The organism is Egbenema bharatensis FJBBOT/2019, from assembly GCF_048077055.1.
Taxonomy (GTDB): Bacteria; Cyanobacteriota; Cyanobacteriia; order Elainellales; family Elainellaceae; genus Egbenema; species Egbenema bharatensis.
In genome coordinates this window covers 6,424,243-6,438,646 of record NZ_CP182236.1, presented here as the reverse complement: position 1 = coordinate 6,438,646, position 14,404 = coordinate 6,424,243, and the positions used below count along the sequence as shown (strand labels likewise).

General features: G+C 49.4%; 15 protein-coding genes. 12 read left to right on the top strand and 3 right to left on the bottom strand.

Going from position 1 to position 14,404, the window contains the following annotated elements; genetic code table 11:
* Window positions 1–53: 53 nt before the first annotated feature.
* Window positions 54–803 carry a helix-turn-helix transcriptional regulator gene (locus ACM1PF_RS29960; protein WP_416670006.1) on the bottom strand — a complete coding sequence of 250 codons (750 nt, stop codon included), beginning with the start codon at window positions 801–803 and terminating at the stop codon, window positions 54–56.
* A 236-nt stretch (window positions 804–1,039) separates the two neighbouring features.
* On the opposite strand from ACM1PF_RS29960, the gene ACM1PF_RS29955 reads away from it, so the two are divergent.
* The 7 genes from ACM1PF_RS29955 to rsmD all read left to right on the top strand — a co-directional run bounded on the left by ACM1PF_RS29955 (window position 1,040) and on the right by rsmD (window position 8,536).
* Window positions 1,040–1,849: a hypothetical protein gene (locus ACM1PF_RS29955; RefSeq protein ID WP_416670005.1), complete on the top strand. Its 810-nt coding sequence runs from the start codon at window positions 1,040–1,042 to the stop codon at window positions 1,847–1,849.
* Window positions 1,850–1,865: 16 nt separating this feature from the next.
* Window positions 1,866–3,020, top strand: coding sequence for a sulfotransferase domain-containing protein (locus ACM1PF_RS29950; RefSeq protein WP_416670003.1), 1,155 nt, complete (start codon window positions 1,866–1,868; stop codon window positions 3,018–3,020).
* Between the two features lie 211 nt (window positions 3,021–3,231).
* Window positions 3,232–3,966, top strand: a complete 735-nt coding sequence (locus tag ACM1PF_RS29945) for a glycosyltransferase family 25 protein (RefSeq protein ID WP_416670001.1) — start codon at window positions 3,232–3,234, stop codon at window positions 3,964–3,966.
* A gap of 12 nt (window positions 3,967–3,978) precedes the next feature.
* Window positions 3,979–4,755 (top strand): lipoate--protein ligase family protein, encoded by a 777-nt coding sequence (locus ACM1PF_RS29940; protein ID WP_416669999.1) that lies wholly within the window; start codon window positions 3,979–3,981, stop codon window positions 4,753–4,755.
* A 112-nt stretch (window positions 4,756–4,867) separates the two neighbouring features.
* The gene (locus ACM1PF_RS29935) at window positions 4,868–7,279 is read left to right on the top strand and encodes a transglycosylase domain-containing protein (RefSeq protein ID WP_416669997.1); all 2,412 of its coding nucleotides are present in this window, start codon (window positions 4,868–4,870) and stop codon (window positions 7,277–7,279) included.
* 48 nt (window positions 7,280–7,327) lie between these two features.
* Entirely contained in the window at window positions 7,328–7,972 is a 645-nt protein-coding gene (gene hisH / locus ACM1PF_RS29930; RefSeq protein ID WP_416669995.1) for an imidazole glycerol phosphate synthase subunit HisH, read from the top strand.
* A 12-nt stretch (window positions 7,973–7,984) separates the two neighbouring features.
* Window positions 7,985–8,536: a 16S rRNA (guanine(966)-N(2))-methyltransferase RsmD gene (gene rsmD, locus ACM1PF_RS29925; RefSeq protein ID WP_416669993.1), complete on the top strand. Its 552-nt coding sequence runs from the start codon at window positions 7,985–7,987 to the stop codon at window positions 8,534–8,536.
* Between the two features lie 86 nt (window positions 8,537–8,622).
* Here the strand turns inward: rsmD and petG are convergent, their stop codons facing one another.
* Window positions 8,623–8,736, bottom strand: coding sequence for a cytochrome b6-f complex subunit V (petG, locus tag ACM1PF_RS29920; RefSeq protein WP_416669991.1), 114 nt, complete (start codon window positions 8,734–8,736; stop codon window positions 8,623–8,625).
* A gap of 355 nt (window positions 8,737–9,091) precedes the next feature.
* On the opposite strand from petG, the gene ACM1PF_RS29915 reads away from it, so the two are divergent.
* The 4 genes from ACM1PF_RS29915 (at window position 9,092) to ACM1PF_RS29900 (ending at window position 11,861) form a co-directional block, all read left to right on the top strand.
* Window positions 9,092–9,463 (top strand): c-type cytochrome, encoded by a 372-nt coding sequence (locus ACM1PF_RS29915; RefSeq protein ID WP_416669989.1) that lies wholly within the window; start codon window positions 9,092–9,094, stop codon window positions 9,461–9,463.
* Window positions 9,464–9,755: 292 nt separating this feature from the next.
* The gene (gene lexA / locus ACM1PF_RS29910; RefSeq protein ID WP_416669988.1) at window positions 9,756–10,367 is read left to right on the top strand and encodes a transcriptional repressor LexA; all 612 of its coding nucleotides are present in this window, start codon (window positions 9,756–9,758) and stop codon (window positions 10,365–10,367) included.
* Window positions 10,368–10,392: 25 nt separating this feature from the next.
* Window positions 10,393–11,202, top strand: a complete 810-nt coding sequence (locus tag ACM1PF_RS29905; protein WP_416669986.1) for a DUF429 domain-containing protein — start codon at window positions 10,393–10,395, stop codon at window positions 11,200–11,202.
* A gap of 335 nt (window positions 11,203–11,537) precedes the next feature.
* Complete coding sequence (locus ACM1PF_RS29900; protein WP_416669984.1) at window positions 11,538–11,861, top strand: DUF1825 family protein; 324 nt, start codon at window positions 11,538–11,540, stop codon at window positions 11,859–11,861.
* A 239-nt stretch (window positions 11,862–12,100) separates the two neighbouring features.
* On the opposite strand, the gene ACM1PF_RS29895 is transcribed toward ACM1PF_RS29900, so the two are convergent.
* Entirely contained in the window at window positions 12,101–13,162 is a 1,062-nt protein-coding gene (locus ACM1PF_RS29895) for a hypothetical protein (protein WP_416669982.1), read from the bottom strand.
* A gap of 861 nt (window positions 13,163–14,023) precedes the next feature.
* Between ACM1PF_RS29895 and ACM1PF_RS29890 the strand changes: the two genes are divergently transcribed.
* On the top strand, window positions 14,024–14,392 hold the full coding sequence (locus ACM1PF_RS29890; RefSeq protein WP_416669980.1) for a roadblock/LC7 domain-containing protein: 369 nt from the start codon (window positions 14,024–14,026) through the stop codon (window positions 14,390–14,392).
* Window positions 14,393–14,404 lie beyond the last annotated feature (12 nt).

The following is a 14,404-nucleotide window of genomic DNA, read 5'->3' as shown; positions in this document are numbered from 1 at the left end:
TTCTGTAATGGATTGTAGGTAATTCGCACATCTAAGAATTAACCATTATTCAGTTATGACCGAGCCATTTTTCGGATGTGGTGACGATAGGCGATCGGTGTGATCTGCTCGCACTGGCGGAACAGTCGCGTGAGCGAAGCAGGATGATCGTAACCAACTTGCTGGGCAATGTGCGAAATCGACCAATCGGTGTCAGCCAGCAGCGTTTTTGCCCTTTGTAGCCGCAGGGATTGTAGATAGGCATTGGGAGTCATGCCCGTCTGCTTTTTGAACCAGTCGCAGAAGTAAGTGAGCGTGTAGCCTTCCAGTTGGGCGAGTTGGTTGAGGTAAATCGGTTGATGCAAATGGTTATGGATAAATTCGATCGATCGCGGACTGGCAGGTTGCGTTTGTCTATAATCCCGTTGCAGTAGCCCATAGGCATATTGAAAAAGCTGGGTCAAATCAGTTTCAGCCAATTCAGCCTGCTGCACTTCTGAAACAAACAGCGATCGCACTGCATTCCACCGCTCATCCACGACGACACTGAAGCCATTCCCCATGGTTTGATCCAAATTGCTCAACAGGAAGCGTTCTGGAATATCCAGTACCAGAAATTGATTGGTGTTTTTGGAGCAAAAGGTGTGCTGACAGTGGGGCGGTAGAAAAAACAGATGCGCAGTATCCAGTTCCAGGTGATGCTGTGATGTTTCAATCAGCAATTGTCCCTGAAGCGGCAAAATGAACTGGGCAAAGGGATGATCGTGGGTGGCAGTGCGATCGGAATAGGTGCGGTATTCTCCAACGACGGTTTGCGGGTTCATGGTGGTGGGCAGGGGCGATCGGTTGATTGAACTGTAACATTTTTAAGTTGATTTGCTCGATCGAGTTATGCTACGCTCTTTGTCCATAGCGATCTTTGGGATTGTATAGACCAGAGGGATAGCCCACTTTTGCGTTTTGGCATCACCCTACCCACCAACTGTCGTCAGCCAAAATGATTTTTCTCAGAATCAAAGAAGCATTAATCTGGTGGCTCCTATCCCTGAGCCTCAGAGTCATGCTGAGGTGGTTGCAGGTCAGAGGATGTCGCTTTTATCCGAGTCTGGTTGATGCATCAGTAAAAAATCTCTTGGAATACTGCGAATTGAATCCAAAGGTGAAATTGCGGATCAAAGATAAGCTGATTCAAAATTTTTTCCTTGAGAAAACAATAATTGACTCGGCAAGCAGCCTGATCAAGCCCGCTTCGTTTTTTCCCTATTCATTTGTAAGGATGAAAGAGAGCCTGCGAAAACATCATGATTTTCCATCTCTGATTGTTTTGGTTTATCACGTTTCTGGGTTCACACTATTAATTGATCTTATTAGTATTGCCATTTTAGAGGATACAACGAAGGATATTGTTATTTTATATGGACTTGTCAACCTGAGCCGAGTTTCTAAGCTGAAGGAAACCTGGGTTCAATCGAAGCGACTTCACTTTATTCCTAACGATCGAAATGGACTGCTTTCCTTAAGGCATCACCTCAGAAAAGGTGCGATCATTTTGGCGTTGATCGATAGTCCACAGGAGAAAACGACTTCTAATATCCTGCCAGCCAAACTGATGAACCATTCTGTTTTTCTTAAAACTGGAATTTTGCGATTAGCAGCTACCTTTGATATTCCAATTCTTTCTGTCTCTCATTATCTTTGTCGTTGCCAATTGGTATATAAGCTTTATCCAATTCTACGCCTTGGTAAAGAAGAATTGCATGAACCAGAAGTGTTGAAAGATACACTGGAAGATCTGCTTCAGCCTTTATCTGCAATCATTCAAGAATACCCAGAGCAGTGGTTGCTCTGGCATAAACTGATAACTGAGTGAGGCTCCTCTATTCGCTATGGAAGCAACTGTTTGCAGGATTCAGCAGAAGGTTCGATCCAATGACTACGCATTAGTCAGTCCGAATGATTTCCAATACTCGGAAATAGGAATTGTTGATGCTACAGTTATTTTGAACAATCCGGCCATTAGCCTTTACTCCGTTGATCCTACTCAACGAAAAGCTATCTTTGTTGAGACCGATCCAGAGATTGATATTTCCCTTCCTCCTTTTTACTATCAGAGTCAATATTGCTATGCCCGTCGCCTATTTTTAACCAGCTTTGAAACGTTGTATGAGCTGGCAGATGTTGCTGAGAAAAACATTGACCAACTGGTGGTCATTTATTCTGTGGGGCGGTGTGGATCAACCTGGCTCAGTAAGATTTTTGCGCAGGCTTCAGGTGCCTCAAGTTTGTCTGAACCCGACGTTTTCTCCCAAATTGTGTTACTGCGAGAGCCTGGTGGTAGCAATGAGTGCGAGCTTCTTAAATTGCTCCAGAGTTGCCTGCGGCTGGTTTGCAAGCCCTCTCCTCAAAAAAATGTATCTACTTATGTATTGAAACTTCGCAGCTTTTGTATCGAAGTTTGTGACTTGATAAATCGAGCTTTTCCACAAACGCAAAATATCTTTCTTTATCGTGATCTTGAAGCGGTTGTGAATTCTTCAATCCAGGTGTTTGATTTTGTGAAGGATCTTCTACCTATCATCAAAACCCGGATCGATACTTTTAGTCGAATGATGCCTTTGCTTAAACACTATGGGCAGGAGATAGACTACGCCGATCCTTATGCTATCGATCTCTTCATTGTGGCCTGGCTTTCAGTGATGTATCGGTATGAGCAGCTTCGCAATGACTCTATTCCCTTCCATACGCTGCGATATGAAGACCTGAACATTTCCCCACAGCACCATATCAGCGATTTGTTTAATCACTATGGCTTAGTCGCTTCTGAGTTGGGAGCCAATTGGGAAGTCCTGACTCAAGATGCTCAAGCGGGTACCAGCCTTTCTCGACGGAAGGAAAACCCATGCGTTGCTTTGCCCGATCCGTCTGTTGTTAGGGAGAGAATGACCTATTTTCTAAACCGCCTCCTGATGGATTGTCGTTGGTATCCTAGTCCAGTCGTCCCTGGGGTCAGGCAACTAGCTGCACCTATTCCTTTAGGATGAAGGTTTGCTCCGCAGGTATTGACTATCCTGATACCAGGCGGTGTATCCAGTATTAATTCGATAGAGAGCAATATCACTTTCGCAGTGCCAAATCTGGCAGCGTTGTATTTCGTGATTGGACGAAGTACTGGTTCGTTCGGATACCAAATTTGGGTGAACAGCATCTCGATGCAATAGTTGTGATTCATTGCTACTCAGGCAGGAAAATTTTATGCCATCTCAATCTCCTTTGCTAGATTTTTTCGACAAAGCCTACATCATTAATCTTCCCGAAAGATTCGATCGCCGTGAAGCAATGAAGCAGGAATTGAAACGGCTGGGTTCAGTTGAATCACCAGAGAAAGTTATTTTCTTTCCTGCCATTAAACCCGCCGATCGCGGTAAGTTCCCCAGTGTGGGTTCCAGAGGCTGCTTCCTGAGTCATCTGGAGGTACTGAGGGAAGCCAAAAAGCAAAAACTAAACAATTTGCTCATCATGGAAGATGATTTGTCCTTCACTCGCTTTCTGATTGAACAGCAAAATGCGATCGTGAATGAATTGCAGCAACTGGATTGGGATTTCGCTTACCTGGGTCATGGGATAAACTTTACCCAACGCGGAGAGAGCATTTTTCAATCCTATTCTGAAGCGTTGACGCTGGCGCACTTTCTGGCGGTTAACCAAACAACGATCGCGCAATTGGTTGACTTTCTGGAAACCGTTTTAATGCGTCCCCCTGGACATCCGGCAGGAGGCCCAATGCACGTGGATGGAGCCTATTCAACCTTGCGCCGTCAGAATCCAGAGATCAACACAGTCCTTGCAAATCCAAGCTTAGGCTTTCAAAGATCATCTCCCAGTAATATTGCAGGATACAAATGGTTTGAAACTGTGCCAGTTTTTGCCCAACCCGTCGGTGTTGCTCGTAAAGTAAAGAATTGGTGTCGCCAAAACTTTACAGCCTGAGTTATTCCTGCCATGAACACCTGGCGTTATATTCCTCCCATCCACGCTCCGGGCGCAATTCAGATGGCGATCGACTCCTGGTTGCTGGAACAGCATCGCCAAGGAAACCATCCGCCTACATTACGGTTCTACACCTGGTCGCCCCCGGCCATCTCTCTGGGGTACCATCAGCGACGGTATCCCGAATTTTGGGAAAATCTGGTGTGGCAGGGGCAGTCGATCGATCTGGTGCGCCGACCCAGTGGGGGTAGGGCAGTTCTGCATCAAGGGGATTTGACCTATGCCGTGATTACTTCTGGGCTTGCTGGAAATCGGATGCAGTCCTATCAAAAGATCTGTGAATTTCTGATTCAAGGATGGCAGGCGATCGGAATTTCCCTTCAGTATGGGGCAGCAGGACGAGGCTACATTCATAACCCCAATTGTTTTGGCACGGCGACAGGGGCCGATCTGGTCATGACGGACGGAAGCAAGCTCATCGGCAGTGCCCAACTGCGACGCGGCAATGCCATTCTGCAACACGGCTCAATGGTACTCAATCCAGATCCAGCGTTATTTCATCAAGCTTTTGGTGTAGAACAAAAATCGCCGGTTTTGCCCCTGACATCTAGTCAAGCTGGGATGGAGGTGTTGATGAGTACTCTGAAGGACGCTGCCCGTAGTTGTTTTGACATTGACTGGCTCATTCAACCGCTGTCTGCCTCCGAATTGAGGCTTGGCATAGCTGAGATGGCTCTAGATTTCTATGGATTTGACAAAGTTCAGGGCATTCTCCTAGACAATCAGTAGAATGGTGCATAGCCGATTGTAGTTTTTCAACTCGGTCGGCTAGCGTGCAATCCGGAAACTAACAAACTGGACTTGTAGCTGTTGTTTTGGTTAACTCCTGTGTTGAGCGTGCATGACATCACCGCAGACTCCTAACCCATCCCCTGATCCTCGCAATCAGCCGTCCCATCAGGCGAACCGATCGTCTCATCGATCGAATGAGCCTGATCCGACCTATCCCAATCCGCCATCACCCGATCCCTCGCCTAATCCATCCCCTGTGCCTGCTCCCAACCCCCCTTCATCGAATTCCAATACGATCCTGGGGGCACTTACACGAGCCGTCCAGACGGTGAGAGCGCGGGTCAACTTTACTCAACTGGTACTGAAGCCCAATGCCAGGGTTCCCGAACTCTGGATTCAGGATGGCGAAGATCCGCAATCGAAAGTTTATCCCCTGGTCGGAGAATATTACAAACTGGGGCGTAGCTCTCGATCGTGCGACATTGTGGTGCGCAACCCGGTGGTCAGCCAGGTGCACTTATCCCTGACGCGCGATAAACGTCAGCGTAGTGCCCCCTTCGTTTTGCAGGATGAGAAGTCAACCAATGGGATCTATCGGGGTAAGCGGCGGATCACAAAGCTTCCCCTGCGGCACGGAGATGTGTTGACCCTGGGGCCGCCAGAGTTAGCCGCGGCGGTGCAGGTTCAGTACAACTACCCACCGCCCTGGTACGTGAAGGCCGCTCGGTATGGGCTGTACGGTTTTACGGGAGCAACGGCTCTGGTTGCCGCATGGGTTGGGCTGGAGTGGCAAAAATTTAGCGTGTATCCCCTGCCAGCTTCGGTACAGGGCCCCGTCGTGGTCTATGCCCGCGATCGAGAAACGCCCCTTCGCCCTGTGGAAACCCGGGCCCACGTGGAACTCAGCAGCCTGCGCGACTTTTCGCCCTATCTGGCTGATGCAGTGATTGCCTCGGAAGATTCTCGCTACAACTGGCATTTGGGCGTTGACCCGCTCGGTATTTTGCGGGCACTCGTCGCCAACATTCAGGGGGGCGGCATCCGCGAGGGAGGTAGTACCGTCACTCAGCAGTTAGCTCGGAGCGTATTTCGAGATTATGTAGGAACAGAGGATTCGGCTGGCCGGAAGCTTCGAGAAGCGGTAGTTGCCCTGAAGCTGGAAACTTTCTACAGCAAAGATGACCTGATGCTGACCTACCTGAATCGGGTCTATCTGGGTAGCGGCAACTACGGCTTTGAGGATGCCTCACAGTTCTATTTTGGTAAGTCCGCCAGTGATCTCACCCTCTCGGAAGCGGCAACCCTGGTGGGCATTTTGCCAGCTCCCAATAACTTTAACCCCGTGCGGGACTATGAAACGGCGGTGGAACTGCGCGATCGGGTGATTAACCGTATGGTGACCCAGGGTTCAGTCAGTGTGGAAGATGCTCAGCGGGCCAGACGTTCCCGGATTGAAATTAATCCCAGGGCGATCGAAGAACTGGAGAGCATTCGTGCCCCCTATTTTTACGGTCATGTCCTGGCGGAGTTGGAAGATTTGCTTGGCGACCAACTGGCGCGGGAAGGGAATTTCATTGTTGAAAGCACAGTCAATCTAGGCATGCAGGCGGCAGCGGAAGCAGCTCTGGAGGCAGAAGTTGCGGGAACAGGCTCTGTGCTGGGTTATTCGGAGGGGGCCATTGCCACCCTGGATGCTTCAACTGGAGAAGTGTTAGCCCTGGTGGGTGGAGTTAACTATCAGCAAAGCCAGTTTAATCGGGCAACGCAGGCTCTCCGCCAACCCGGTTCCACCTTTAAGGTGTTTGCCTATGCTGCGGCACTGAATCAGGGCATTCCCTCAGGGTCTTCCTATTCCTGTGATTCTATGAGCTGGATGGGGCAGACCTTTGAAGGCTGTCGATCGGGACGGAGTGGCAGTCTGGATATGTATACCAGCCTTGCCCTGTCTGAGAACGTCGTGGCCCTGCGGATTGCCCAGCAGGCAGGCTTAGATAATATGGTGCGCATGGCACAACGGTTAGGCATTCGATCGGAGCTGGCTCCCGTGCCAGGGTTGGTGCTGGGTCAGAGTGAAGTTAACCTGCTGGAACTAACCGGAGCTTACGGTGTAATGGCTAACCGGGGAGTGCGAAACCGTCCCCATACGATCAGCCGGATTTTAGACAGTAGCGATTGTACAGATGTCAACGAGCCGGATACCTGCCGCACGATTTACGAGTTTGGGCAGAGTAGCGAAGCCAATCTTCCGGTTCTCGATCCGGGCGTGGCGGATACAATGACTTCCTTGCTGCAAGGGGTGATTCGCAGTGGTACGGGGGGAGGTGCTGCCCTGGGATATGGCGAAGCTGGAAAAACGGGAACGAATGTTGACAATGCTGACCTGTGGTTTGTGGGGTACATTCCAAGCCAGACTCTGGTGACGGGCGTTTGGTTGGGAAATGATGACAATACACCGACATCGGGAAGCAGTGGCAATGCGGCTCTGCTCTGGCGGAACTACATGGGGCAGATTTTGCCATAGGATTGAGAGAGTGTTTAATCAACGGAATGCTAGTCCAGGGGAGAGGGTATGACAACGATCGCAGTGGTGGATTATGACATGGGCAATCTTCACTCCGCCTGTAAAGGGCTGGAGAATGCCGGAGCGGTCACGCATGTCACCGATTCAGCCCGAGAACTCGAACAAGCCGATGCGATCGTCCTGCCGGGGGTAGGAGCCTTTGATCCTGCGATTCAGCATTTGCGTTCCCGCGATCTGATTCAGCCCTTGAAAGATATCATTGCCAGTGGCAAACCATTTTTGGGAATTTGTCTGGGGCTACAAATTCTGTTTGATGGCAGTGAAGAAGGAAATGAGCCAGGGCTGGGGGTTGTGCCGGGCATGGTTCGACGGTTTCGCCATGAACCCGGTATCACCATTCCCCACATGGGCTGGAATCAACTGGACTTGACCCAACCCAATCTGACCCTGTGGCAAAATCTTCCACCACAGTCCTGGATGTATTTCGTCCATTCCTACTATGCCGATCCCGCCGATCCGCACACCACTGCGGCAACCATCACCCACGGCAGCCAGACGATTACCGCTGCGATCGCCCGTGACCATCTGATGGCAGTCCAGTTTCACCCAGAAAAGTCTTCAACGGCCGGGCTACAAATCCTCTCCAACTTTGTAGCATTGGTGAACAGTCAGCAACTCGTCGGAGCCAGCTAATTCCTCACGCTCATGGCCCTCCGCATTTATGGCAATCGCCAACTGAAGACCCTGCCTGGCCAGGCAACCCGCCCCACTCCAGCGAGAGTTCGGGAAGCCTTATTTAATATCTGGCAGGGGAACATTTCCGGCTGTCGCTGGTTGGATTTGTGTACTGGCACGGGGGCAATGGGAGCCGAAGCGTTATGTCGGGGAGCCAGGGCTGTGGTTGGGATTGAGCAGTCGGGGCGAGCCTGTGGGGTAATTCAACAAAACTGGGCCCAGGTTGCTGATCCGGAGCAAGACTTTCGGGTGATTCGGGGTAATGTGGTGCAGCGATTACCTGACCTGGCTGGACAGACCTTCGATCGCATCTACTTTGATCCGCCCTATGCGAGTGATCTGTACGAGCCAGTTCTGAACCTGCTGGCCGAACACGAACTGCTTGCGCCGGAAGGAGAATTGGCGGTAGAGCATCATCCTGATCGAGTTTTACCCGATGCGATGGGCCAGTTGACCCAATCGCGTCTGAAAAGCTACGGCACTACAGCCATCACCTTCTATCGATCGGCAGCCCCTTCATAGACCATAGCTGCAAAAAAATCAGGCAGGATCAGGAGATGAACCTCCCCTGTCCCCTGCCCAGAGTCAGGAAATGGGTACTGACAATCCTACAGATTGAACTGATTGCCTCGCTTGTACTGTAAGTACGCCGCCACAAACAATCCTGCCAAAGTGACAGGGATCAGACCTAAAACAATTCCTGAAAGTAAGGGTTCTACCACAACTCAACCTCCGTATCGCTAACCTGGATTGTACCAAATTCATAGACTGAGAAAACTCCGTAACATTTTGTAGCCGTCTATCATAATCAATAGGACGGTACAGGCGATCGCAGAGGTCTTCCCTGAACCATCAAGGGACTACCACGATAGCCTGACCAAAAGGCTTCGCAGGGATTGAAGTCAGATGGAAAGGCGTACAATAGGATCAGGGAATGCAGCAAATGCTTTGAAAACCTTAAATTTTGCCACCGTCTAACATGAAGTAAGTTAAATTCTTTAGGTATATTGTTAACCAAACCATCCGAGCCATTTCAGAGTGTTGACCCAAAAGCTTTTGGATAATCAGATCACCGACATGGATACTCCAATCAGGGAGGAGCGTCCCGCTAGAAAAATCATTTTGGCAGGGCTGGCAGTTTTGCTGGTGGTGCTTTTGGTCGTCTTTGGAGTGTATCAGATGCGTCATTCTGATCCATACATTCAGAGTGTGTTATCTTCCCAGGGCGATTCTGATAGAGGGCAGGTCATTTTTCAGCAAAACTGTTCTGTATGTCATGGCTTAAATGCGGATGGTCGGGTTGGGCCCAGCTTGCATCATGTGGGGTCTCGTAAAACTCGGATTGGGCTGATTCATCAGGTGACCAGTGGGCAAACGCCTCCCATGCCCCAGTTTCAACCCAGTCCGCAGGAGATGGCGGATCTGTTGAAGTATCTGGAAACGCTGTAGCGATTGTCCCTACAGATTCCAGACCAATTCCGATGACGGTCTCCGAAGTTGAAATATTTTTTTTAGAAATATTTTAGAAATATTTGTCTAAAGGCTAGACAAGCGCGGTATTTGGTGGTACAAATGTTCTGAGGAGTGATCTGTACTATAGTAATCTCACCGTAATCTGTACCGTGATCTGCGTCGTGCTCTGCACGGAATCGTTCACGCTAAATGGCTTACGCTGTATGGTTCACGCTGTATGGTTCACCCTTACGTTAACCCCTATCTTGTTTGCTCTACCTTATGTTCTATGGATGCCCTAACTGAAGTCCAGCAACAACTATACGATTGGTTGGTGGAGTACATTCGTGAGAATCAGCATTCTCCCTCCATCCGCCAGATGATGCGTGCAATGGGTCTGAAATCGCCAGCCCCCATTCAAAGTCGCCTCGAGCATTTGAGAAATAAGGGCTACATTGATTGGACGGAAGGCAAAGCCCGAACGATCCGGGTTCTCAAACCAATGGGAATTCCTATTTTAGGAGCGATCGCTGCGGGTTCAGTCGTTGAGTCCTTTACTGATACCGTTGAACAGCTTGATCTATCCAGTACCCTGCTGCGTCCGGGAGACTATGCCCTGCGCGTTCGGGGGGATAGTATGATCGATGCCCTGATCGATGATGGTGATGTGGTGATCATGCGGCCCATCCAGGATCCGCAAACCCTGAAGAATGGCACGATCGTGGCTGCCCGGGTGGGGGGTGACGGTACGACACTGAAGTACTATCACCGCAAAGGAAATGAGGTGATGCTGAAGCCAGCAAACCGCAACTATACGCCCATTGAGGCAACCGCAACGGATGTCGTGGTTCAGGGGGTGCTGGTTGGGGTGTGGCGCGGATATCATCACGTTGCCTCCTGAATGGCTTTTGGCTGATGACGTTTGAATGAAATGTCTAGGAATTGATTTCGGTTGGCAATCGCAGCCAAGCGGTCTTTGCTGTCTGGAATGGCATCAAGGCTCGATGAGACTGCGAGATTTGGTTCGTCTGAGTGAAGTTCCCGACATTCTGGATTGGGTCGATCGCTGGGCCGGTTTCGATCAGCCTGCGATCGTTGCAGTTGATGCTCCTACCTTGATTCCCAATCCTACAGGGATGCGGTTGCCCGATCGACTCACCCATAAATACTTTGGGCGGTATCATGCTGGATGTTATCCGGCAAATTTGGGGCGGCCCTTTGCTGCGCGCACGGTAGGTCTGGGGTTAAGCCTGGAAGCGCGTGGTTTTGTTCATGCTCCCATACTGATTCCGCAACAGTTGGGGCGTTATCAGATTGAGGTGTTCCCCCATCCGGCGATCGTTCATCTATTCAGGCTAGAGCGAATTCTCAAGTACAAGAAGGGAAAAGTTGCAGAACGACGTAGAGAGCTAATCAAGCTGCGAGACTATATTCTAATGATCCTGCCAACGCTCGATCCTCCCCTACAACTGGCTGGAATGGAGCCAGATCACTCGCTGATGATGGATGTTCCCTACACCAGCGCAGGTTTAAAAGCCCTGGAAGATCAGTTGGATAGTTTAATTTGTGCCTACGTTGCGGGGCACTGGTGGTATTGGGGAGTCGATCGCAACTGGGTGCTGGGAGCTGCCACTCCAGAAGAGTCTCTGAGCACGGGTTACATTATTGTCCCTGCTCACCGTTACAGCACAGATCAAAGTACGCATAAAAGTACCCCTGGGGGGACTGGTGACTGACCTCTGGAGTCGTCACAATAGGATTACGAACTCACTAGTTACGGCAGTCAAATCGGTTGTGTGTCACAGGGTTAGGATTCAATTGGCTAAGTTGCTCCAGCCAAGTAAAGTCCTTCCCTGTGTTTCTCTTTAAAGGGGGAAAAAAGAGGAAAAAAAGGAAAAAAGCAAAGGCACGACAAGAACCTGTGTAGAGAAATCCGATCTTCAGACGTACTGCAAACTCAATTAGAATGAGGACAACTGAACAGGAGTATTGCTGCTTCTTTTCGGCTAGTGGCGGTTATTCTCTAGCCTCAGTTGATTAAATCAGAATTTAGCACTGAACTAAGGTAACAATGGGATTCTTCGACTCTGAAATTGTCCAGCAAGAAGCGAAGCAACTGTTTGAAGATTATCAGGCTCTCGTCCAGATTGGCTCGGACTACGGCAAGTTTGATCGTGAAGGCAAAAAAATCTTCATTGAACGGATGGAAGAAATTATGGAGCGCTGGCGGGTATTTATGAAGCGCTTCGAACTGTCCGAAGATTTCATGGCAAAGATGACCATGGAGCAGTTCAAAACTCAGTTTGGTCAGTTTGGCGTGACTCCCCAGCAAATGTTTGATCAGATGCACCTCACCCTGGAGCGTATGAAGGCGGAAGTGGAGCAGCAAGGTTAGTAGCTCCTGGTATCAGTTCAGCAACCCTTCAAGGAGCGTGGATTTAACCTGTCCACCGTTCTGCTTCTTTGGCTGGGCGGGCAAGACTTTGAACCTCGACGTGAGTTCGGTCAAACGCTTGAGTCCTTCGGCTTGGGCTCAGGAGTTCGGCGAGGACTTCGGCATGAGCTCAGTCGAGCCGTCACAAGCTTAATCGAAACGCTGCTCACCCCACAAGAATTGTTTTAGTTTCAGGTTATTCATTTGCAGGTTCCAAACAGCTTTCTGATCGATTGGAGATAGGGCAACACCAGTGCTTTCTCTGGCAGGGTGAGATGGGTCAGAATTTCTTCAAACAAAAGGGCCAGCACATGTTCAACCAGCGTCCAGCTTACGCTAATGCTGGGGAAAACCATCACGCAGAGGGGCAGTAGTTCGTGCTTGATCCGGGTGAGGTTTCCTTCTAGAAAACTGAGCCACAGATAACCTTGAATCATGACCAGATCGCGCAGGGTGGAGCGAGCCACCGCAGCCTGACTGAGCTTTCCCTGGCGGCTACGATGCTCTGGGTAGTTTTGTTGGGCACGATGGTAGGTTGCTTCTGCGATCGGCTGGCAAAGGGGAAGCAGTCGTTCCACCATGATAAAGATAGGGGCGTTGGTAGACTGGCATGAAGCCGCTGCACAGACTCGTTGCCAGGGAATACAGGACTGTTCTTCTATAAATTTAAGGTACGGAGTAAGGAGCACTTGTTCGTAAGGGTTAAGCTGCTTGGTAATTTCCCTGGACATAAAATGAAACTGAGTCGTCAGAAAGCCGATCGCTCTGGGATCACCTGCCTGGATGTGCTCTTTTTGAACTGCGAGGAGGGTTGGCTCAATTTCTTTGGCAAGATGGGAGATGGCCGGTAGTACCAGGAAGGGCAGCGTCAGACGGCTAAACAGTTCTGGGGAAGAATCAATAAACTTGAGGAAATGGTTGGGTGGCTGGTGCTGACCATACAGGTGAAGTACCTGCTCATAAACTCGGTTCGCTGACTGGGCAATACGTCGGGTTTCAGACAGTTGAAGGATATTGGGAACATAGGAATAAACACTGGTTGCCTCTAAACTGGCAAGCTGACAGTTCAGCTCAAGAATCCGCCTGACGGTTTGGATGGTTTTGGCACGGCCATCTGGGCAGGCAGCCTCCACAAGTTCCGCCGCAGGAAATCGCTTGTTGGGGTGGCTTAGAGAAACCAAATCTGGCAAATAGCGGGTTGCCCAGGCTTTGATGAGGCGATTGGTAGAGTCGTTATCTTCGATGCTAATGGTTTGCAGCATGATGGGAGGGAGAAGTGCTGGTTGAAGAGTGGAAGAAAGTTCTCCGCTTTAGAATTGATGCGAGGCGCAGTTAGGGATTCGCTTCTTCAGTGCCAAACAAAGGAACAACCACTAAACTTATCATATCCAATTCATCAAGAATCGAATGCAAATGAAGTGTTTTTGAATGTCTATTTACTGTGAATATTACAGCATAGCCGATCGCAGAGTAGATACTTTACGGAACAGGCATCCATTACAAAATTATGATGACTTGATACGAGTCACTGCTTGCTTTACTTAAACTTCATGAAGCTTTGCTAGAATTCTGGAGTGCTGGTTCATGAGTGCCAGAGGGGTTAGTATTTGTCTAAAGTGTTTGTCTAATCAGCATAGAGCAGTGCCCGAACCAAAAAATTAAACCCGAAATTAGAATCAGGAATTTACTGATTTAGTCTGTTACTGAATGAAAGTTTGAGTGGAAGGCTAAAAAGTTGCATTCACCGAAAGCGTCATTTCTCCCTGCTGCACTAGGACTTGGCAACTGAAATCTACTGACCCCGCTTGCCTCCTGCATTCTGGCTTCTAGCTCCCTCTAAAGGAGGTTTGAACTGATGCCAGGGGCTACTAGCAGCTTACCAACCCTGTTGATCCGGTTTAGCTAACTTTGTTTGATGTCATCGATCTTCCCCTGGGGCGATCGATGGAGGAATTTGACTACCTAACGGATAGTTTGGTTACTGAGAGGGTGATTGAGCAGTGAGCAGATTTGATTGAAATCAATCTAGTTTTAATCTGATGCTGTCAATCTTTTTCAAAAATTCCTCTCAACTCATCAGTCTTTTGTTGTGCAGATAGTATCTCTAACTGAAGGGTAAAACAATGGCAATTAACACTGAAAAATTGGGATATATTTTACAGGAGTTTGTAAGTGCAACGTCTGACGTGCAAGGGGCTGCTTTAGTTACCCCTGATGGTCTGCCTTTGTCCACCAACTTACCGGGGACGATGGATGAGGAACGAGTCTCTGCCATGTCAGCTGCCATGTTATCGCTGGGTGAGCGGATTGGAGTAGAGCTAGGTCGAGGCGCGATCGATCGAATCTATGTAGAAGGAGAAGAAGGATTTAGTATTTTGACAAGCTGTACCCAGGATGCAGTGCTGCTTGTATTGGCCCATCGATCTGCAAAGCAAGGGGTTTTGCTCCTTGAAATTAAGCGAACAGTCGCAGAAATTAAGAGTGTGCTTTAGGTCAGCGATGGC

Excerpts from the sequence above, each read along its gene's own strand:
- ACM1PF_RS29945 (WP_416670001.1), top strand. The coding sequence starts at position 3,232 with ATGCCATCTCAATCTCCTTTGCTAGATTTTTTCGACAAAGCCTACATC.
- ACM1PF_RS29950 (WP_416670003.1), top strand. The coding sequence starts at position 1,866 with ATGGAAGCAACTGTTTGCAGGATTCAGCAGAAGGTTCGATCCAATGAC.
- ACM1PF_RS29955 (WP_416670005.1), top strand. The coding sequence starts at position 1,040 with ATGCTGAGGTGGTTGCAGGTCAGAGGATGTCGCTTTTATCCGAGTCTG.
- ACM1PF_RS29890 (WP_416669980.1), top strand. The coding sequence starts at position 14,024 with ATGGCAATTAACACTGAAAAATTGGGATATATTTTACAGGAGTTTGTA.
- ACM1PF_RS29935 (WP_416669997.1), top strand. The coding sequence starts at position 4,868 with ATGACATCACCGCAGACTCCTAACCCATCCCCTGATCCTCGCAATCAG.
- rsmD (WP_416669993.1), top strand. The coding sequence starts at position 7,985 with ATGGCCCTCCGCATTTATGGCAATCGCCAACTGAAGACCCTGCCTGGC.
- ACM1PF_RS29940 (WP_416669999.1), top strand. The coding sequence starts at position 3,979 with ATGAACACCTGGCGTTATATTCCTCCCATCCACGCTCCGGGCGCAATT.
- ACM1PF_RS29895 (WP_416669982.1), bottom strand. The coding sequence starts at position 13,162 with ATGCTGCAAACCATTAGCATCGAAGATAACGACTCTACCAATCGCCTC.
- ACM1PF_RS29915 (WP_416669989.1), top strand. The coding sequence starts at position 9,092 with ATGGATACTCCAATCAGGGAGGAGCGTCCCGCTAGAAAAATCATTTTG.
- ACM1PF_RS29905 (WP_416669986.1), top strand. The coding sequence starts at position 10,393 with ATGAAATGTCTAGGAATTGATTTCGGTTGGCAATCGCAGCCAAGCGGT.
- lexA (WP_416669988.1), top strand. The coding sequence starts at position 9,756 with ATGGATGCCCTAACTGAAGTCCAGCAACAACTATACGATTGGTTGGTG.
- ACM1PF_RS29900 (WP_416669984.1), top strand. The coding sequence starts at position 11,538 with ATGGGATTCTTCGACTCTGAAATTGTCCAGCAAGAAGCGAAGCAACTG.
- ACM1PF_RS29960 (WP_416670006.1), bottom strand. The coding sequence starts at position 803 with ATGAACCCGCAAACCGTCGTTGGAGAATACCGCACCTATTCCGATCGC.
- hisH (WP_416669995.1), top strand. The coding sequence starts at position 7,328 with ATGACAACGATCGCAGTGGTGGATTATGACATGGGCAATCTTCACTCC.